Below are 18,909 nucleotides of genomic sequence, written 5' to 3'. Positions count from 1 at the left end.
TCACCTTCAACGAGCGCCTGTCGCAGCAGTTCCGCCAGTTCTTTGCGCGCACCGACACCTTCGGCCTGGGCGTGTGCAACGGCTGCCAGATGTTTGCCGAGCTGGCCGACATCATCCCCGGCGCGCAGGACTGGCCGCGCTTCACGACGAACCAGAGCCACCGCTTTGAAGCGCGTCTGTCGATGGTCGAGGTGCTGGAGTCGCCCAGCCTCTTCCTGCAGGGCATGGCCGGCAGCCGCCTGCCGATTGCCGTGGCACACGGCGAGGGTTATGCCAACTTCCAGTACCGCGGCGACGCGGACAAGGTGGTGCGCGCCATGCGCTTCGTGGACAACCACGGCCAGCCGACCGAACGCTACCCCTTCAACCCCAACGGCAGCGCAGGCGGCCTGACGGCCGTGACCACGGCAGACGGCCGCTTCACGGCCATGATGCCCCACCCCGAGCGGGTGCTGCGCAACATCCAGATGAGCTGGACCGACCTGGCCGCCACCGGCGGCAAGGATGCGCTGAGCCCCTGGATGCGCGTGTGGCGCAACGCGCGCAAGTGGGTGGGCTGACAGAGCCGACGAAAGACGACGGCACTATTAAAACCATAGCCTCCAGCGCTTGATGGGCAAGCGCTGGAGTCGGTTCTGGTCATAATGCCATTCCCTGACTATTTGGAGTGACCATGGCCGGTGCAAGCCTTCTGACCCTGCTGGACGACATCGCCACCATCCTCGACGACGTGGCACTGATGACCAAGGTGGCTGCCAAAAAGAGCGCAGCCATGGCCGACGATGTGTCCGTCATGACCAAGGTGGCGGCGCAAAAGACGGCTGGCGTGCTGGGTGATGACCTGGCGCTCAACGCCCAGCAGGTGACCGGTGTGCGTGCCGACCGTGAACTGCCCGTGGTGTGGGCCGTGGCCAAGGGGTCGATGGTCAACAAGGCAATTTTGGTGCCCGCGGCGCTGCTCATCAGCGCCTTTCTGCCCTGGCTGATCACGCCCTTGCTGATGGTGGGCGGGGCTTTTCTGTGCTTTGAAGGCTGCGAGAAGCTGGCGCACAAGTTCTTGCACTCCCCCCAGAAAGACGCGGCTGCGCATGCGCAGCACATCCAGGCCAATGCCAACCCGGCGGTGGATGTGGTTGCGCTGGAAAAGGACAAGGTCCAGGGCGCCGTGCGCACTGACTTCATTTTGTCGGCCGAAATCATTGCCATCACCCTGGGCACGGTGGCCACCGCACCTTTGGCACAGCAGGTGGCGGTGCTGGTGGGCATTGCCGTGCTGATGACTGTGGGCGTCTATGGCCTGGTGGCGGGCATCGTCAAGCTGGATGACCTGGGCCTGTGGCTGAGCCAGCGCACCGGCACTGCCGCGCAGACGCTGGGGCGCGGCATTCTGGCAGCGGCACCCCGGTTGATGAAGGCGCTGTCGGTGGTGGGCACGGCGGCCATGTTTCTGGTGGGCGGTGGCATTTTGGTGCACGGCGTTCCCGCGCTGCACCACGCCATCGAGGGCCTGGGCGCTGCGGCGGGCGGTCTGCCGCTGGGCGGGCTGTGGTCGGCCCTGGCGACCCAGGGGCTCAATGCGCTGGCAGGGTTGGTGGCAGGGGCTGTGGTGCTGGCCGGCTGGATGTTGTTGGGGCGCCTGCGCGGCACATCTGCTGGGCACTGAAAGCAGGGCTCGTTGTGTGTTGCATTCGTGAAACTGTCCCGTCGCGGCGCAGTGCCGGGCCCTGCGCGATTTGATCTACGGCAATATTGTCCTGTCGTTTCGTAGGCTTAATATGAGTCACGGGGGTCGTCCCCGGATAACCGAAACAACGAATCCTTATGCAAAAGAATCTTCTGACCCTGGCCGTTCTGTGTGCAATGACCTCCGGCGCTGCCTTCGCGCAGCAGGTGACGGAAGGTTCCTGGATGGTGCGCGCGCGTGCCGTGCATCTGAACAGCGACAACGGTGGCACCGCTGGCGCTGCCGGTGTGAGCGTCAACGACAAGTGGCTGCCTGAAGTGGATGTGTCCTACTTCTTCACGCCCAACATTGCGGCAGAGCTGATCCTGACTTACCCGCAAAAGCACGACGTGCGTCTGAACGGTGCCGATATCGGCTCGCTCAAGCACCTGCCGCCCACGCTGCTGGCCCAGTACCACTTCACCGGCATGGGCGCGTTCAAGCCTTACGTTGGCGCTGGTATCAACTACACGCGCTTTTCCAGCGTCAAGCTGCCTGCCGGTCTGGACGTGAAGCGCAACAGCTGGGGCGGCGCGCTGCAGGTGGGCGTTGACTACCTGCTGGACAAGAACTGGTCGCTGAACCTCGACGTGAAGAAGGTGTACATCGACACGGATGTCCGCGGCGTCGGCACGCTGAAGGTTGACCCGGTGCTGATCGGCGTGGGCGTGGGCTACCGTTTCTGATGCTGCCTGCAAGTTCTTCAAGGTGAAAAAAGGCCGGTGCATGCACCGGCCTTTTTTATTCCGAATCTGAATGCGGGATCGCCGCAATATCGGTCAAACGGCTTCCAGCGCTTGTGCCAGGTCGGCGCGCAGGTCATCGATATGTTCGATGCCCACCGACAGACGCACCATGCCTTCGGTCACACCAGCCTTGGCCAGTTCTTCGGGGTTGAGCTGGCGGTGCGTGGTCGATGCCGGGTGCGTGGCCAGCGACTTGGCGTCGCCAATGTTCACCAGTCGCGTGAACAGCTTGAGCCCATCCAGCAGACGCGCACCGGCGGCGCGTGGGTCGTCGCCTTGCTGCTTGAGGCTGAACGACAGAATGCCCGACGCCCGCCCGCCCAGCTGGCGCTGCACCAGCGCATGGTCCGGGTGGTCAGGCAGGCCGGCGTAGCGCACCCATTCCACCTTGGGGTGTGCTTGCAGGTAGTGAGCCAGCGCCAGTGTGTTGTCACAGATGCGGTCCATGCGCAGGGCCAGGGTCTCGATGCCCTGCAAGATCAAAAAAGCGTTGTGGGGCGAGATGGCCGCGCCCGTGTTGCGCAGCGGCACCACGCGCACGCGGCCGATGTAGGCGGCCGGGCCCAGGGCTTCGGTGTAGATCACGCCGTGGTAGCTCACGTCCGGCTCGTTCAGGCGCTTGAAGCGGGCCTTGTGCTCGGCCCACGGGAACTTGCCGCTATCGACCACGGCGCCGCCCACGCTGTTGCCGTGGCCGCCCAGGTATTTGGTGAGCGAGTGCACCACGATGTCGGCGCCGTGCTCGATGGGGCGCAGCAGGTAGGGGCTGGGCACGGTGTTGTCCACGATCAGCGGCACGCCGTGGGCATGGGCCACGTCGGCCAGCGCGCGGATGTCGGTCACGTTGCCCAGGGGGTTGCCGATGGATTCGATGAAGACGGCCTTGGTGCGCGCGTCAATCAGCTTGCCAAAGCTGGCGGGGTCGCGCGGGTCGGCAAAGCGCACCTCGATGCCCTGCTGCGGGAAGGTGTGGGCAAACAGGTTGTAGGTGCCCCCGTACAGCGTGCTGGCGCTGACGATGTTGTCGCCCGCCTCGGCAATGGCCTGGATGGCGTAGGTGATGGCCGCCATGCCCGACGCCACGGCCACAGCGGCAATGCCGCCTTCCAGCGCCGCGACGCGCTTCTCAAGCACGTCGGTGGTGGGGTTCATGATGCGGGTGTAGATGTTCCCGGGCACCTTCAGGTCGAACAGGTCGGCACCGTGCTGGGCGCTGTCGAAGGCGTAGGCCACCGTCTGGTAGATGGGCACGGCCACGGACTTGGTGGTGGGGTCGGGTGCATAACCCGCGTGAACGGCCAGGGTTTCGATGCGCATCGTGTGTCTTCCTTGGGGTGTTGGAGATAGGCCGGGCATTGTCGGCCAAGGCGCAACGGCCTGGAAAGATGCGTTGGCTATGTGCTTATGCGCGCAAAATTTGCTATTTAGTCTATAGCTGCTGGCGCTTTGCTCACGCGGGCTAAAGCGTGTTTTGGCTATGGCGCAAACTATCGGCCAGCAGGCGGCCGGTCAGGAAACTGGCCGTGTGCGGTAGAACTGCAGCGGGTGCTCCTGCATCTCCTTGCGGTGCTGGTTCAGCACCGATTTCTTCATCTTGCCCACCACATGCATCTCGCAGGGCTTGCAGTCAAAGCGCAGGGTGAGTTTTTCGCGGCCATTGATCAGCTGCAGCGGCTCAGCCTTGATGGTGCCCTTCACGCCGATCACGCCCTTGGCCTGCTTGGGGCACAGGCTCATCGAAAAGCGCACGCAGTGCTTGGTGATCATCAGGCTGACTTCGCCTTCTTCCTCTTTCGACTCGTAGGCGGCGTCGATCACCTTCACGCCGTGCTTCACGTAAAAGTCGTGCGCCTTGTGATTGAACACGTTGGCCAGATAGGTCAGCGTGTCCTCGGGGAAGGGCGCGGGCGGCTCCACGGGGGTGGCGCGCGGCAGGCGCACGAAGCCCTTGGCACGCGCCTGTTCGAGTGACGCCAGCGCGTCGCGGCGCAGCTGGTTGAGGGCCGATGCCGGTACAAACCACGGCTGCGACAACTGCAGCGCAAGGTCGTGGACTTCAAAAATCGTCGTGCCAAAGCGGCCCAGCTGCTCGCGCAGCGTGGTTTCGGCGCGGGCCGCCTCGGTGGCGATCTGGTGCGCGTGGGGGATCGCCGCACTGCCGACGAAACCGTCTTCGTCGGTGAGCGTCAGCGAAAGGCTATCCGGGGTTTCCTGCAGGCCGGCCCACAGGCCGATGCGCCGGTCGCTGGACTTTTTCTCCAGCGTGCGCACCCAGTCCATGTCCCGGTTGCGGTTGATCTCCAGGCCCTTGCGTAAATCCTTGAAGCCGGCAATCGGGTCCTTGGGGAACACACGCCAGATGCCCTTGCCGGCATGTACGCTCTCGGCGCGGTTGATGTGCACGCCCACCAGTTCTTTTTGCAGGTTGTAGTAGCACAGGCCGTCGCCGTTGTGCAGCACGCAGGCCTTGTCGCTCACTTCCAGCTCGAACCAGTTGTCGCCCAGTTGCGTGACCCAACCGATGGCGCGCCCCGGCGTCTTGGGCGTGTCAAACGCGCCAATGTCGTCCTTGCGGCCATTGACGAAGTAGTCGGTGAACTCGCGGTTGAAGTTCTGGTCCGGGTCGGGCGTGAAGGTGAAGGTGGTGCGCCCGCTGGATGCACGGGCAAACGTGCCCCCCTCGACGATTTCGTCAAGTAGCTTGCGGTAGTGGGCCGTGATGTTCTTCACGTAGCCCATGTCCTTGTAGCGGCCCTCGATCTTGAAGCTGCGCACGCCGGCGTCGATCAGGGCGCGCAGGTTGTCGCTCTGGTTGTTGTCCTTCATCGACAGCACGTGTTTTTCGTGCGCAATGATGCGGCCCTGACCGTCCAGCACCTCGTAGGGCAGACGGCAGGCCTGGTTGCAGTCGCCCCGGTTGGCGCTGCGCCCGGTGTGGGCGTGGCTGATGAAGCACTGGCCCGAGTAGGCCACGCACAGCGCGCCGTGCACAAAAAATTCAATCGTGGTGCGGCTGGGGTCGGTGGCGGCGCGGATGGCGGCGATCTGGGCCAGATCCAGCTCGCGGGCAATCACGATCTGCGACAGGCCTGCATCCTGCAGAAAGCGGGCCTTTTCCGGCGTGCGGATGTCGGTCTGCGTGCTGGCATGCAGCTGGATGGGTGGCAGGTCCAGCTCCAGCAGGCCCATGTCCTGGATGATGAGCGCGTCGGCGCCGGCCTCGTACACCTGCCAGGCCATGCGGCGGGCATCTTCCAGCTCGTCGTCGCGCAAGATGGTGTTCAGCGTGATGAAGATGCGGCTGTTGAAGCGGTGCGCGTGGTGGATGAGCCGCTCCAGGTCGCGGATGTCATTGCCCGCCGTGGCCCGCGCGCCGAAGGCGGGGCCGCCGATATAGACGGCGTCCGCGCCGTGGTTCACGGCTTCGATGCCGATGTCGGCGTCGCGCGCGGGGGAGAGCAGTTCAAGCTGGTGGGGCAGGAGGGACATGGGGCGGGATTATCCCAGTCGAACCCCTCGCGCGCTGGGGCAGGGCGAATCCCCCGCCCCAAGCGTGCTGCCGCGGGGAAAATCGCCGGTACAGTCCGGGACTGCCCCGCCTGGCTTCATCACCATGTACCTGCAGCCACAGTTCGCCTCCAAGGACCGCGCCCATGCCCTGACGCTGATGCGCGCGCACCCGTTCGCCAGCCTGATCAGCAACGACGACGAGGGCTTTCCGTTCGTCACCCACCTGCCGCTGCATGTGCAGCAAGGGGAGGGCGACGCGCTGGCTCTGCTGGGTCATTGTGCGCGGCCCAACCCGCACTGGCGCTACCTGCAGGCGCGGCCCGAGGCGCTGGTCACCTTCCAGGCACGCCCGACGAGCGCGCGCTGGCCGATTGGATGCAACGGCTGGGCATGACCGGCGACGAGGAATGAGAACGAAAACGGCCTCTAGCGCTTATCCATCAAGCGCAGACAGCTATTGAAAGATGAGTGAAACCGACGACGTCCGCTGGATGCGCGAGGCCCTGGCCCAGGCGCGCGCCGCGCAGCAGGCGGGAGAAGTGCCCGTGGGTGCCGTGCTGGTGCGTGAGGGCCAGGTGATCGCCACCGGGCACAACGCGCCGATTGCCAGCCACGACCCCACGCAGCACGCCGAGATGGCCGCGCTGCGCGCCGCCGCGCATGTGCTGGGCAACTACCGGCTCGACGGCTGCACGCTCTATGTCACGCTGGAGCCTTGCCCGATGTGCAGCGGCGCCATGCTGCATGCGCGCCTGCCCCGCGTGGTCTTCGGCGCGGCGGACCCCAAGACCGGGGCGGCAGGCTCGGTGGTCAACCTGTTTGCCGAGCCGCGCCTGAACCACCAGACCGCCGTGCAGGGCGGCGTGCTGGCCGACGAGTGCGGCGCGCTGCTGAGTGACTTCTTTCGTGAGCGCCGCCGCGCCCAGCGCGCGCAGCAGCTCGCAGCCCACCCGCTGCGCCAGGACGCGTTGCGCACGCCCGGGCAGGCCTTTGCCGACCTGCCGGACTATCCCTGGGCGCCGCACTATGTCAGCGACCTGCCTGCGCTGGCCGGGCTGCGCCTGCACTATCTGGACGAGGGACCGCGGGACGCGCCCCGCACCTGGCTGCTGTTGCATGGCAGGGCGGCCTGGAGCTACCAGTACCGCCACCTGCTGGCCGCGCTCGCCGCCGCGGGTGAGCACGTGGTGGCGCCCGACCTGATCGGCTTTGGCAAGAGCGACAAGCCCAAGAAGGAGCGCGCGCACCATCTCGCATGGCATGGCCAGGTGCTGCAAGAGTTGCTGGAGCGGCTGGATCTGCGCAACGTGGTGCTGGTGGCGCAGGACGACACATGGGGTGCGCTCTTGCAGGCCGCAGCGCCTGCGCGCCTCGCTGGCACGCTGGTGCTGCAGGCAGATACACCCCGCGGCAGCGCCTACGACGCACCGTTCCCCGACGCTGGCCACCGCGCCGCGCCGCGTGCCTTTGCCCGCATGGCAGAGGACGGCCGCGCCGCGCCCGTGGCGGGGCTGTCGCGTCTGCATCTGCGCTGCGCGCTGGAGCAGCCCCAGCCTGCGCGGGATGCCGCGGCGCGCGCTGTGGAATACTTTCGGCTTTGAATCCCCGGGCGCCGCCACTGGCGCGGCGCCCGTTTCTTTCTGCTCGGAGCGCATCCCACCGGATGCGGAACACCGCCTTGTCCCACGCCCACAACACCCACCACAGCGGCCACGATCATTGCGATCACCCCCACGGCCCCCGGCACATCTACATCTACTCGCCATCGGGCGCGGTGCGCGACAAGGCCGCCTTCCGGCGCGGCGTTGCCCGTCTGAAGGCCATGGGCCACGAGGTGGAGGTTGACCCCGACGCGCTCGCCAGTCATACCCGTTTTGCCGGCGACGATGCCACGCGCCTGGCGGCCATCCACCGTGCTGCCGCCAGCGGCGCCGACGTGGCGCTGATCAGCCGCGGTGGCTACGGCCTCACGCGCATCCTGCCGGGCATCCAGTACCAGGCCGTGGCCCAGGCCATCGAGCGCGGCACGCAATTTGTGGGCGTGAGTGATTTCACCGCCTTCCAGGCCGCGCTGCTGGCACAGACCGGCGCCACCACCTGGGCAGGGCCCGCGCTGGTGGGCGACCTGGGCTGCAAGGACGATCCCGACGACATCATGCTGGCCTGCCTGGACGATCTGCTGACCGGCCACGGCGAGGGCAGCGGCTGGCGCATGAAAGCCGAGAAACCCCGCCCCGGCGGCCAGGCCGCCGTGCCGGACATCTATGTGGAACAGGCCACCCTGTGGGGGGGCAACCTGGCAGTGCTGTGCTCACTGGTGGGCACGCCGTACTTTCCGCAGATCCAGGGCGGCGTGCTGTTTCTGGAGGACGTGGGCGAGCATCCCTACCGCATCGAGCGCCTGCTCACCCAGCTGCTGCACGCTGGTGTGCTGGGCCGGCAAAAGGCCGTGGTGCTGGGGCAGTTCAACGAGTACAGGCTCACGCCGCATGACAAGGGCTTCAAGCTGCAAAGCGTGGTGGACTGGCTGCGCACGCAGATCAAGCCGCCCGTGCTCACCAACCTGCCTTTCGGTCATGTGCCCACCAAGGTGCTGCTGCCCGTGGGGGCACAGGTGTCGCTGTCGGTAGAGGGGCGCGATGCGCTCATCTACTGGGGGCACGCGCATTGACGCTCCAGAGGCCGCCTTGGCGGCCTGGGGTCAGGCCGCTGGTTTGAGCATGGTGGATTCGATCTTGTTGGCCAGCTGCGCCACTGCCAAGGCGGCCGGGCAGCCCGGCATTTGAAGCATGAGCAGTTGACGGCGCATGACCGCGTCGCGCACGGATGTGTCCGCAGGTATGTCACCCATATGAATCAGGCGCATGGGGCGGCCCGATTCGGTGGTGACGAAGCGATCCAGCACCTGCTGCAGCTGGCTGGTGATGGCGCGGCCGTCGCCGGGGCGGGCAGCCTGGTTGATCACTATGCGCACGTGCTGGCGTTTTTGCTGAGTCGCCAGCACCTTGATTGCGGCGTAGGCGTCCGTCAGCGAGGTGGGCTCCGGCGTGGCCACGATGAGCACGTCCTGGGCCAGCGAGATGGAAAAAAGCACCACGTCGGAGATGCCTGCACCGGTGTCCAGCAGCACCACGTCGTAGCTGGGCGCCAGGGCCTGGATCACGTTGAAAAGCTCGCTGCGCACCTGGGGGGTCAGGCGCGAATACTCCACCATGCCCGATCCTGCCAGCAGCACCGAGAAGCCGCCAGGCGCCTTGATGACGGCTTCGTCGAGCTTGGCCTTGCCGGTGAACACGTCGTGCAGGGTGATCTTGGGGTGCAGGTTCAGCACCACATCCAGGTTGGCCAGGCCCAGGTCGGCATCCAGCACCAGCACCCGGTGTCCACGCCGGGTCAGTGCGGTGGCCAAGTTGGCGGAAACAAAGGTTTTGCCCACACCGCCCTTGCCGCTGGTGATGGCGATGATGCGCGCATCGATCGGCGCTGCGGAGGCGGGCGAGGGTGTGATGGCCGGTGCTGAGGCACTGGCCGAAGGCGTGGTTGTTGGGGGGGACAGCGCGTCGTTCATCGCTCGTCTTTCATTGGGCGCTGCCTGTGGAGGGTTCCATAGGCGGGGGGAGGTCACCCCATCCTGATGGGGTGTATAGCGGGCCAAACAGCAAACTCTTTTCTTCTGCGCTGACGGTGCTTTCGGGCTGGGATTCGATGCTGATGCAGTTGCGGCCGTCCAGCTTGGCCTTGTACAGCTCGGCATCGGCGCGATCAAACCACAGCGCGGCAGTGCTGCGGATCCATTGCAGCGCAAAAGCGCCGCCGATGCTCGCGGTGACGTTGAGCGTCAGCGACGGCGAGATGTGCACCGGTGTGGACTCTATGGCGCGGCGCACGCGTTCGGCGATCACCTTGCCAAAGCCGAACTGGCACGCCGGCAGCACGATGGCGAACTCTTCACCGCCGTAGCGGGCCACGGTATCCATGGGGCGCACACAGGTTTCGATGGTGCGGGCAATCGACTGCAGCACCACGTCGCCAGCCAGATGGCCGTGGGTATCGTTGACACGCTTGAAGTGATCCACGTCCAGCATCAGCAGCAGCGCGGCTTCGCCGGTGCGGGCCACGCGGTCGATCTCGCGCTCGAGCACGGCCTGCACATAGCGGCGGTTGGGCAGCCCGGTGAGGGGATCCTTGAGCGATAGCTCGCACAGTCCGTCGATCAGGCTTTGCAGATACACCAGTGGCGCTTGCCCTTGCAGGTGCATTTCGGAGCCAAGCGACTGCGCCACCAGCGCATGCGCGGTGGCCAGACGCAGATCACGCAGATGGATGGAAGCGGAGGCCGGGGAGGTGGTCACACAATGAAACAAAATGTTCTATGAGAAGTGTAGCAGCTATAGCTTATGGCCTCAGTGCCCCGGATTGTGGCCCGGAGCCGCCCGCGGGCTTGCGGGTGCGGGGCGCTGCAGTGCGGCGATGGCCTCGGCATCAGTGCGGTGGGTGACGAAGTTGGGGCCGGGAACCATTGCGCCTGCGTTGTCCAGCACCTGGTGCACCGGCAGCTTGATGCCCGCCACATGCAGTGTGCCGCCCAGGCCTTGCATCAGCGCGCGCAACCGCATGAAGGCCTCGACACCTGTCACATCAATCCGGTTGATGGGCAGGGCAAACAGGCACAGGTGCCGCAGCTCGGGCCGGTCGGCCAGTTCGGTAGCCACCCGGCGCTCCAGCGCATTGGCCGATGCAAAGTCCAGCTCAGCATCCATACGCAGCGCCAGAACCCGGGGTGCCAGCGGCGGCAGTTGCCACAGGTGGCGGTCGCGCAGGCTGCCGTCGGGGTGCAGGCCCACTTCGATGATGCGCGGATGCAGGCGCTGGTACAGGAAGTGACTCAGGTTCATCAGCAGGCCCACCAGCACGCCCCAGTACATGCGCGGCGCGGTGGCCAGTGTGAGCCCGAAGGTCACCAGACTGATGGCGGTCTCCACGCGCGAGATGCGCCACAGCCCCAGCATGACGCCCGGCTTGATCAGGCTGGTGACGGCCGTGACCACGACGGCGGCCAGCACCGATTGCGGCACATGGTAGAGAGCGGGTGTGAGCCACAGCAGCGTCGCCAGCACCAGAACCAGCGAAAACAGCGTGGCCCAGCCGGTCTTGGCGCCTGCGTACAGGTTGATGGCCGAGCGTGAAAACGAGGCGCTGGTGGCAAAGCTGCCGCACAGGCCCGCGCTGATCTTGGCCATGCCGTGCGCTATCAGGTCCTGGTTTTCGTTCCAGCGGGTGCCGCCTTGCTGGTGTTCCACTTTGGCGCTTGATGCCGTTTCCAGGAAGCTGACCAAGGTCACCACCAGCACTGGCATGACGAGGGTGCCCAGCTCGCCCCAGGACAGCCACCCAGGCCAGTAGGGCGACGGCAGACCCGAAGGCAGGTGACCGACCACGGCGCCGTCTGCGTCTGCGTAGCCCGCCACCCAGCTTGCCAGGGCCGCCAGCGCGATCACCACGATGGCGGCCGGAAAGCCCGAGCGCCAGCGCCTGGCCAGCACCAGCAGCGCCATGCTGCCCAGCCCGAAGGCCAGCGCAGTCAGGTCGAAGTGGTGCAGCGACGGGCTGGCGGCCAATGCGCCCCAGCTGGTGCGCAGGCCCAGCAAAGCCGGTAGTTGCGATGCCAGAATCAGCAGCGCCGCCGCCTGCGTGAAGCCATTGAGCACCGGTGACGTCACTAAATTGAGCAGCCAGCCAAAGCGCGCCACGCCCAGCACCATCTGCAACAGGCCCGACAGCAGCGCCATCCACGCGGCCAGCGCGACCCAGTGGGCGCTGCCGGGTTCGGCCATGCCGGTGAGCGATGCGCCAATCAGCAGGCTGGTGAGCGCCGTGGGGCCCACGCCCAGGCGGGTGGAAGAACTCCACAGCACGGCCACCAGCGCTGGTATCAGCGACGCGTAGATGCCGGTCACCAACGGCATGCCGGCCAATGCGGCGTAGGCCACACCCTGGGGCACCAGCATCAGGCCCACGGTCATGCCGGCCCAGAATTCACCCTGCATCAAGCCCAGGGTAGGCCTTGGCCAGGCCAGAAAAGGAAACCAGCGGTGCAGCAAGGGCGTAGCAAGGGACATGGCGCGCGATTGTCGGGCATCCATCTCAGGGGCCCAGGCCGTTCATCGCGTATCCGGCTGCGGGACTGGACATTTCAGCCATCCGTGCCATGGTGGCGCTGCCTTACCATCCGCCCATGACCCAGATACCCGCCACCGACCTCCGCACCCGACTCATACACCACGACTACGAGCCGCCGCAGGGCTTTCTGGCGCCGCAGCCGCCGGTGCACAAGGCGTCCACCGTCATCTTCCCCAACGTGGCCGCTTTGCGAGCGCGCGAGTGGAAAGACAAGAGCAGCTACACCTACGGCCTGCATGGCACACCCACCACGTACCAGCTGGAAGAGCGGCTGGCCACGCTGGAAGGTGGCCTGCAGTGCCTGCTGGCGCCCAGCGGTCTTGCGGCGATCGCCACGGTATCGCTGTCGCTGCTGCGGCGCGGCGACGAAGTGCTGATCCCGGACAACGCCTACGGCCCCAACAAGGCGCTGGCCGAGGTGGAGCTGCGCCATTACGGCATCCAGCACCGCATCTACGACCCGCTGGATCCGGCCGACCTGGCCGCCAAGATCACCGATGCCACCCGGCTGGTGTGGCTGGAGGCGCCGGGCTCGGTCACGCTGGAGTTTCCCGACCTGCCCGAGCAGGTGCGCATCTGCCGCGCGCGCGGGGTAACCACGGTGCTGGACAACACCTGGGGTGCCGGCCTGGCGTTTGCGCCCTTTGACTTGCTGGGCGATGGCCCGGGAGGGCAGGGCAGCCTGGGCGTGGATGTGTCCGTGCATGCGCTCACCAAATACCCCAGTGGCGGCGGCGACGTACTGATGGGCAGCATCACCACGCGCGATGAAGCCCTGCACCTGCGCATCAAGCTCACCCACATGCGCCTGGGCCTGGGCGTGGGTGCCAACGACGTCGAGGCCGTGCTGCGATCACTGCCCAGCATGGCGCTGCGCTACCACGCCCACGACATGGCCGCGCGCGATCTGGCGCAGTGGATGGGCGCGCAGACGGCCGTGGCGCAGGTGCTGCACCCGGCGCTGCCTGGCTCACCCGGCCACGCCAGCTGGCAGGCGCTGTGCGGCGCTGCGAATGCAGGGCAGGGCGCTGCGGCGGGCTTGTTCAGCGTGGTGATCGACGCCCGCCATAGCCAGGATCGGGTGGATGCGTTTTGCGACGCCTTGCGTCTGTTCAAGCTGGGCTACAGCTGGGGCGGGCCCATCAGCCTGGTCGTTCCCTACGACCTGCCCAGCATGCGCAGCGGCTCCACCGCCCACCTGCGGCCGGGCACGGTGGTGCGTTTTTCGGTGGGACTGGAGGCGGTGGAGGACTTGCGCGCCGACCTGGCACAGGCCCTGGCCCGTGCCTTTGGCGACACTGCTGGCTGACGGGAACCGGATGCGCTGCTGATGCGCCGCGCGCGCACCCGGCGGGGTGCCCCGTGCGCAGCGCCGGGTGGTACTTTCCTTGATGGCGGCGCGCCTGTGGTGTGGTTAATGTGGTGGCAACACCACTGCCGCAGCGATGCCGACCTGCCATGTCCGAATCTTCCGCGCCGGTCACTGCCGCCACCCCATCAGCGCCGCTGGCGCTCACCCCCTTGCACTGGCAAGACCCGCTGCGCTGGCTGGCACGGGGTGCGCGGGACCTGGCCACCGCGCCCGGGGTGGCGCTGTTTTACGGCGCGTGCTTTTGGGGCATGGCGCTGATGCTGGGCTGGGTGTTTCGGGCGCGGCCCGAATACACCATGTCCCTGGCCAGCGGCTGCCTGCTGGTGGGGCCTTTTCTGGCCATGGGCTTGTACGACACCAGCCGCCGCCTGGAGCTGGGCCTGCCCGCCAGCCTGGGCGAATCCCTGACGTGCTGGGACAGGCACATGGGCAGCATGGGCATGCTGGTGCTGGTGCTGGTGGTGCTGGAACTGCTGTGGGGACGCGCTTCCCTGGTGGTTTTTGCGGTGTTCTTCAACACCGGCATGCCCTCCACCACGGGCGTGTTGCAGGCGGTTTTCAACCCGGCCAACTGGCAGTTTGTGGCCGTCTATCTGCTGGTGGGCGGGGTGTTTGCGGCGTTGGTGTTTTCCAGCATGGTGGTATCCATCCCCATGATTTTGGATCGCGACACCGACGCCCTCACCGCCGGCATCGCTAGCATGCGGGTGGTGCTGGAGAACCCCGGTGTGATGATTTTCTGGGGGCTGCTGATCACGGCGCTGGTGGCGGCGTCGCTGCTGGCGTGGGGCGCGGGGCTGCTGGTGGTGGGGCCGTTGCTGGGCCACGCCAGCTGGCATGCCTACCGCGCAGCGGTGGCTTGGCCCGCACAGCCCGGTGAAGACGCTCCGGCAGGCCCGGCGCCGGCGCCTGAGCACGGCGTGGGCTGACCGCAAGCCCTGAAGCGGCTTGACAGCTTCGTCAGCCCTGGCTGCGCAGCTGCTCCAGCCTCGCCAGCAGATCCTGAGGCACTTCATCGACGAGTTCGGCGGCGCCCGCGTAGATGCGGCCTTCGTTGCCGTCCAGCGTGAGCGTGTCGCCTTCGGAGTAGCGTTGGCCGGCAATCGTCAGGCAGCGCGCCGTCTCGTCCACGGTCATGGCCTCGCAGCCCACCAGGCACACCTTGCCCAGCTGGCGCGCCACCACGGCGGCGTGGGATGTGCGCGCGCCGTGCTGGGTCAGCAGGGCGTCGGCCTTGTCCAGCGCCGATATGTCGCGTGTCTCGGCGTCGCGGCGCACCAGGATCAGGGGAGTGCCTTCCAGGCTGCGGCGCTGCACGAAGTCTTCGCCAAAGGCGATTTCGCCGGTCACCACGCCGGTGGAGGCGGTGGCCGCCGTCGCAATGGGCTGCAGCGCAGCGCCATCGCTTGCGGCAATGCGGCGCAGCGTCAGGGCGGTGGCGTCCAGGCCAGCGGTGCGCTGCAAGGCAGTGGCAGCGTCAATCAGGCCCTCGTCCCACAAGTCCAGGGCAATGCGTGCCGCGGCGCGCGCGGTGCGTTTGCCATTGCGGGTTTGCAGCAGGAACAGCGCGCCGTCCTCGACGGTGAACTCGAAGTCCTGCATGTCGCCAAAGTGGCGCTCCAGCGTGGCTGCAGCCTCGACCAGCTCGCTCCACTGGGCAGGCGCCACAGTGGCCAGAGCCTCGTGCCCCTGAGCGCTGCGCCGGCCGCTGACCACGTCTTCGCCCTGGGCGTTGAACAGAAAATCCACCCACGGGCTGGCTTCGCCCGTACTGGGGTTGCGCGTAAAGCCTACGCCTGCGCCCGACAGACCGCCCGCATTGCCAAAGACCATGCGCTGCACCGTCACGGCCGTGCCCATGCCGTGATCCAGGCCGTGCAGGTTGCGGTACGCGACCGCCTTGTCGCCATTCCATGAGCGAAACACCGCGCCTACCGCTTCGGCCAGCTGCTGAGCGGTATCTTGGGGAAAGGGGCGGCCGGCTTCGCGTTGATAAGTCTGCAGGTGCAGCTGCGTTACTTCGCGCAGCGCCGCGAAGTCCATGCTGCGCTCGTCTTCGGTACCGTCGTCGCTGCCGTCGCTGCCGTCGCTGCCTCGGTGGCTGGCGCGCACGGCGTCCAGGTCGGCCTCGAAGTGGCGCGCATCAATGCCCGCCACCACTTCGCCAAAGCCGGCCACCAGACGCCGGTAAGCGTCCCAGGCCAGGCGCGGGTGACCGGTCTGGCGGATGAAGCCGGGCAGGGTGGCGTTGTTGAGACCGATGTTGAGCAGCGTCTCCATCATGCCCGGCATGGAAACCGGCGCGCCAGAGCGCACCGACAGCAGCAGCGGGCGGCGTGGTTCACCCAGCTTCAGGCCGCTGGCGCGCTCCATGCGTGCCAGTGCGTCGCTCCACAGCGCGGGCGTGACTTCTTCGGGGCTGATGCAGTAGCCCGTGCCGATCACGAAGGCAGGCGGCACGCGCAGGCCCAGTGCGGCCATGCGGGCCAGGTTATAGGCCTTGAAGCCCAGAGCCTCGGGGGTGCAATCGGGGCCGGGGGCTGCAGGGTCAATGGTGTAGATGATCTTGCGCGCCGCCTGGGCTGCCGCGTTGAGTGGGCTGCTCATGGGCGCGCCCCGATGCTGTCGATGGCCAGCGCGCGCACGCCAAAGCTGGTGGCAAGCAGCGCGTCCGTGGCCTGCTCGATGCTGGAGGCAAAGTCGGTCGCAAGGTTCAGCGACACCGCATCATTGACCTGCCGCACCAATGCGCGCCGCACTTCCCGCAGCAGCTCGTCGCACTGGCGCTCAGCGTCCACGGCGCGCCAGGTGACGGCCAAAAAGGCCTCGTGGTCTTCGGCGCTGCCGCCTTCGCGCAGCACGCTGGCAATCGAAAGCGCCCGGACATGGTCGCGCACGGCCTCGTGGGTGCGGTTGGCCAGCTGCCGCAGTGCATCGCGCACGTCGCCATGCCAGCCCTTGTGGTGGTCCTCGGCAATCAGGGACAGCAGGAAGATGGCTTCTTCCAGGGCATCTGCCACATCGTCGGCGCGCTCGATCATGAGCGTGAAGGGTTGCCAGCGCGCGTTGCGCTCGGCGCGCGAGCGCGAGCGCATGACCAGCTGGTCTGCCTCGCGCTCCCAGGTTTTGGCGCGGGCGGCCAGTTTGGCCGCGCCCTTGGTGTCGCGCTCCAGCCCGTGCGCCAGCGCGTCGCGCAGGCCTTCGGACAGTGCGTGGCAATAGGCTGCGTGTTCGCTCAGCAGCTCGAAGGAGTCGCGTTCGCGGCCCAGGTAGCGCAGCAGCAGCAGGCGCACCGAGTCGGCGATGCGCGGCAGTGGCTGGTGCTCTTGCATGGCCTGCAGTGACGAGGCCATGACTTCCAGCAGAAAGTCGTGCGCATGCTCGGCACCGAGTACGGTGTCCAGCCGGTCGCCGATGCGAAAGAAGTCACTGCCCACGGCTTCCATGGCGCCGTACAGCAGTTGCTCGCCGCCAGCTTCCAGCCACCCCATGTGGCCCACCTCGCGCAGCGCGCTTTCAGTCAACAGGGCGATGGCCCTGGACTTGCCCACCAGCGGCCGAAGGCGCCTGCGCGCGCGGTTCCAGTCGATCAAAAAGACGATGCGCGCGCCCAGGCCTTCCAGGGCCGCGTGCAGCGCTGCCTCGTCGGCGCAGTCGAAGGTGGCGGTGCCCACGTAGTAGGCCTCACCGGCGTTCAGCCCCTCGGTGGTGCGCGCGCCCACGCCCGACCAGGTGGCGCCAATGCGCGTCAGCAAGTCCTGAAAGAAGGCAAAGCGCTGCGAATGCAGATCGGAATAGGTGAGCGACAGGCGCAAACCTTCCACCTGAATGACCAGCACATGGGCGTCGTTGGTGCCGATGTCGTTTTGGATCAGCAGCCGCTGGCCGTCACGCGTGGCGGCCGTGTCCAGCCCTGGGTGGCTGAGCTTGAGCGGGCGCGTGCGGTTCAGGCCGCGCATGAAGGCGGCGACACGCGGGCGGTCTTCTTCGGCCAGTTGCCAGATGTGCGCGCCTGCGATGTTCTCTTCGGACAAGGTGGCCGCCAGTTGATTGATGGCCTTGTGCAGATCCATCACCAGGATGTGAAAACTGTCCTGATCGCCGCGCTTGCCGCTGGTGAGCAGCTTAAGCTCGTCGGCATCCAGCACGCAGGGTGCCAGCGACTGCAGCCATTGGCACCAGTGCTCCACGCGGGCCAGCAGCGCGGTGTGGGCTGGCTCTGTATCGCCCTCCAGAGGACGACCCATCAGCCGCAGGTCGGTGGCCAGGCGTTCGATCAGCAAGGGCAGGTCATCAGCGTGCAACACGCCGCCCTTGCGGTGGCTGGATTCGGGCAGGCTCAGCAGCCGGGGCGCATCGACCCGGGCGGCGGCGTATTCGCGGTGCAGTTCGGGCAAGGGTTCTTGGGGCTGCGCGGCATGGCTGTAGGCCGTTTGCAGTGCCGTCAGGTAGAACTTGAGGCGGTCATTGGCGGCGAGCGCAGCCTTCAGGTAAGCGGGGCGCAGCAGTTGTGCTTGGCCCAGCGAAGCAATGGCGTCTAGTTTTTCCATACGGTGCAGTCCTGGCAGGTTCAGACAAAGGCGTCGAGAGGATCAACAACACCGCCTTTGACCACTGGCAGCAACGTTGTCGCCTGCGTTTGACCGTAGTTCGTTTGTGTGACTGACCGATGAACTCGCTCCGCCAGGTCTTGATCCAGGTCAGAGCAGCAGCTTTTTCAGCACCGGCCAGACGTTGTCCAGCATCAGCGGCTGGGCCTCGGGGCGGGGGTGGATGCGGTCGGGCTGGAACATCGCCGTGGGGTCGGGCCCGTCGGCCACGCCTTTGAGCAGGAAGGGCACCAGCGCGGCCTTGCGCTCGCGCGCCACGGTCTCGAAGACGCGGGCAAAGCGCTGCGTGTAGTCGGTGCCGTAGTTGGGCGGCACCTGAATGCCCACCAGCAAGGCGCGCGCGCCAGCCTCTTGCGCGGCACGGGTCATCCAGGTCAGGTTGTCCGCGGTGCTTTGCAGCGGCAGGCCGCGCAGCGCGTCGTTGCCGCCCAGCTCGATCACCACCACGGCGGGCTTGTGCCGGGCCAGCAGCGCGGGCAGGCGGGCGCGCCCGCCTGCGGTGGTGTCGCCGCTGATGCTGGCGTTGATCACGGTGGCGCGGCCGTTGTGCTGCGCCAGGCGCTGCTCCAGCAGCGCCACCCAGCCGCTGCCGCGCGGCAGGCCGTATTCGGCGCTGAGCGAGTCGCCCACCACCAGGATCACCGGCGCGCCTTGCGCGGCCGGCTGTGCCTTAACCCCTTGCTGCGCCAGTGAAGTCGCCACGCCCCCCAGGGCCACAGCGCCCGCCACGATAAAGTCACGCCGAACCCATTGCTTCATTGCCCAAAA

At 66.8% G+C, this 18,909-nt stretch carries 15 protein-coding genes and 1 pseudogene; 8 read left to right on the top strand and 8 right to left on the bottom strand.

Annotated features, from left to right (window positions below; genetic code table 11):
* From AB7E35_RS08400 to AB7E35_RS08390, 3 genes are all read left to right on the top strand, one after another.
* On the top strand, window positions 1–560 hold a 560-nt coding region (locus tag AB7E35_RS08400; protein WP_428167404.1), incomplete at its 5' end, for a phosphoribosylformylglycinamidine synthase subunit PurQ.
* Between the two features lie 113 nt (window positions 561–673).
* Entirely contained in the window at window positions 674–1,663 is a 990-nt protein-coding gene (locus AB7E35_RS08395) for a DUF808 domain-containing protein (protein ID WP_428162508.1), read from the top strand.
* Between the two features lie 158 nt (window positions 1,664–1,821).
* Window positions 1,822–2,409, top strand: coding sequence for an OmpW/AlkL family protein (locus tag AB7E35_RS08390; protein ID WP_428162507.1), 588 nt, complete (start codon window positions 1,822–1,824; stop codon window positions 2,407–2,409).
* A 93-nt stretch (window positions 2,410–2,502) separates the two neighbouring features.
* Here the strand turns inward: AB7E35_RS08390 and AB7E35_RS08385 are convergent, their stop codons facing one another.
* Entirely contained in the window at window positions 2,503–3,786 is a 1,284-nt protein-coding gene (locus tag AB7E35_RS08385) for an O-acetylhomoserine aminocarboxypropyltransferase/cysteine synthase family protein (protein ID WP_428167403.1), read from the bottom strand.
* A gap of 192 nt (window positions 3,787–3,978) precedes the next feature.
* Complete coding sequence (locus AB7E35_RS08380; protein ID WP_428167402.1) at window positions 3,979–5,958, bottom strand: peptidase U32 family protein; 1,980 nt, start codon at window positions 5,956–5,958, stop codon at window positions 3,979–3,981.
* A 124-nt stretch (window positions 5,959–6,082) separates the two neighbouring features.
* Between AB7E35_RS08380 and AB7E35_RS08375 the strand changes: the two are divergent.
* From AB7E35_RS08375 to AB7E35_RS08365, 3 genes and pseudogenes are all read left to right on the top strand, one after another.
* Window positions 6,083–6,319, top strand: a pseudogene (locus AB7E35_RS08375) (FMN-binding negative transcriptional regulator); the annotation flags it as partial.
* 124 nt (window positions 6,320–6,443) lie between these two features.
* Window positions 6,444–7,580 carry a tRNA adenosine(34) deaminase TadA gene (gene tadA, locus AB7E35_RS08370; RefSeq protein WP_428167401.1) on the top strand — a complete coding sequence of 379 codons (1,137 nt, stop codon included), beginning with the start codon at window positions 6,444–6,446 and terminating at the stop codon, window positions 7,578–7,580.
* A gap of 77 nt (window positions 7,581–7,657) precedes the next feature.
* Window positions 7,658–8,650 (top strand): LD-carboxypeptidase, encoded by a 993-nt coding sequence (locus tag AB7E35_RS08365; protein ID WP_428162503.1) that lies wholly within the window; start codon window positions 7,658–7,660, stop codon window positions 8,648–8,650.
* A 30-nt stretch (window positions 8,651–8,680) separates the two neighbouring features.
* Here AB7E35_RS08365 and AB7E35_RS08360 read toward each other — a convergent pair whose 3' ends face one another.
* Genes AB7E35_RS08360 through AB7E35_RS08350 form a run of 3 tightly spaced genes read right to left on the bottom strand, consistent with a single transcriptional unit; the run spans window position 8,681 to window position 12,098 of the window.
* On the bottom strand, window positions 8,681–9,547 hold the full coding sequence (locus AB7E35_RS08360; RefSeq protein WP_428162502.1) for a MinD/ParA family protein: 867 nt from the start codon (window positions 9,545–9,547) through the stop codon (window positions 8,681–8,683).
* Between the two features lie 10 nt (window positions 9,548–9,557).
* Window positions 9,558–10,331, bottom strand: coding sequence for a GGDEF domain-containing protein (locus AB7E35_RS08355; RefSeq protein ID WP_428162501.1), 774 nt, complete (start codon window positions 10,329–10,331; stop codon window positions 9,558–9,560).
* Between the two features lie 51 nt (window positions 10,332–10,382).
* Window positions 10,383–12,098: a SulP family inorganic anion transporter gene (locus AB7E35_RS08350; protein ID WP_428162500.1), complete on the bottom strand. Its 1,716-nt coding sequence runs from the start codon at window positions 12,096–12,098 to the stop codon at window positions 10,383–10,385.
* A 116-nt stretch (window positions 12,099–12,214) separates the two neighbouring features.
* On the opposite strand from AB7E35_RS08350, the gene AB7E35_RS08345 reads away from it, so the two are divergent.
* Window positions 12,215–13,468, top strand: a complete 1,254-nt coding sequence (locus AB7E35_RS08345) for a PLP-dependent transferase (RefSeq protein ID WP_428162499.1) — start codon at window positions 12,215–12,217, stop codon at window positions 13,466–13,468.
* A gap of 149 nt (window positions 13,469–13,617) precedes the next feature.
* On the top strand, window positions 13,618–14,460 hold the full coding sequence (locus tag AB7E35_RS08340) for a DUF2189 domain-containing protein (protein ID WP_428162498.1): 843 nt from the start codon (window positions 13,618–13,620) through the stop codon (window positions 14,458–14,460).
* Between the two features lie 31 nt (window positions 14,461–14,491).
* On the opposite strand, the gene AB7E35_RS08335 is transcribed toward AB7E35_RS08340, so the two are convergent.
* From AB7E35_RS08335 to AB7E35_RS08325, 3 genes are all read right to left on the bottom strand, one after another.
* Entirely contained in the window at window positions 14,492–16,138 is a 1,647-nt protein-coding gene (locus tag AB7E35_RS08335) for a PEP/pyruvate-binding domain-containing protein (protein ID WP_428167400.1), read from the bottom strand.
* On the bottom strand, window positions 16,135–18,081 hold the full coding sequence (locus tag AB7E35_RS08330; RefSeq protein WP_428167399.1) for a phosphate transport regulator: 1,947 nt from the start codon (window positions 18,079–18,081) through the stop codon (window positions 16,135–16,137). The genes AB7E35_RS08335 and AB7E35_RS08330 overlap by 4 nt, the downstream gene beginning before the upstream one ends.
* Before the next feature lie 150 nt (window positions 18,082–18,231).
* Window positions 18,232–18,900: an arylesterase gene (locus tag AB7E35_RS08325; RefSeq protein WP_428162495.1), complete on the bottom strand. Its 669-nt coding sequence runs from the start codon at window positions 18,898–18,900 to the stop codon at window positions 18,232–18,234.
* Between the last annotated feature and the right edge of the window lie 9 nt (window positions 18,901–18,909).

The organism is Diaphorobacter sp. (genome assembly GCF_050251835.1).
In the GTDB taxonomy this organism is placed as follows: domain Bacteria; phylum Pseudomonadota; class Gammaproteobacteria; order Burkholderiales; family Burkholderiaceae_C; genus JBFXIE01.
This window is presented reverse-complemented; position numbering and strand designations above follow the sequence as displayed.

Bases quoted from the DNA above. Each gene is read 5' to 3' on its own strand.
- AB7E35_RS08330 (WP_428167399.1), bottom strand. From the start codon at position 18,081: ATGGAAAAACTAGACGCCATTGCTTCGCTGGGCCAAGCACAACTGCTG.
- AB7E35_RS08335 (WP_428167400.1), bottom strand. From the start codon at position 16,138: ATGAGCAGCCCACTCAACGCGGCAGCCCAGGCGGCGCGCAAGATCATC.
- AB7E35_RS08325 (WP_428162495.1), bottom strand. From the start codon at position 18,900: ATGAAGCAATGGGTTCGGCGTGACTTTATCGTGGCGGGCGCTGTGGCC.
- AB7E35_RS08340 (WP_428162498.1), top strand. From the start codon at position 13,618: ATGTCCGAATCTTCCGCGCCGGTCACTGCCGCCACCCCATCAGCGCCG.
- AB7E35_RS08360 (WP_428162502.1), bottom strand. From the start codon at position 9,547: ATGAACGACGCGCTGTCCCCCCCAACAACCACGCCTTCGGCCAGTGCC.
- AB7E35_RS08395 (WP_428162508.1), top strand. From the start codon at position 674: ATGGCCGGTGCAAGCCTTCTGACCCTGCTGGACGACATCGCCACCATC.
- AB7E35_RS08390 (WP_428162507.1), top strand. From the start codon at position 1,822: ATGCAAAAGAATCTTCTGACCCTGGCCGTTCTGTGTGCAATGACCTCC.
- AB7E35_RS08380 (WP_428167402.1), bottom strand. From the start codon at position 5,958: ATGTCCCTCCTGCCCCACCAGCTTGAACTGCTCTCCCCCGCGCGCGAC.
- AB7E35_RS08345 (WP_428162499.1), top strand. From the start codon at position 12,215: ATGACCCAGATACCCGCCACCGACCTCCGCACCCGACTCATACACCAC.
- AB7E35_RS08385 (WP_428167403.1), bottom strand. From the start codon at position 3,786: ATGCGCATCGAAACCCTGGCCGTTCACGCGGGTTATGCACCCGACCCC.
- AB7E35_RS08350 (WP_428162500.1), bottom strand. From the start codon at position 12,098: ATGTCCCTTGCTACGCCCTTGCTGCACCGCTGGTTTCCTTTTCTGGCC.
- tadA (WP_428167401.1), top strand. From the start codon at position 6,444: ATGAGTGAAACCGACGACGTCCGCTGGATGCGCGAGGCCCTGGCCCAG.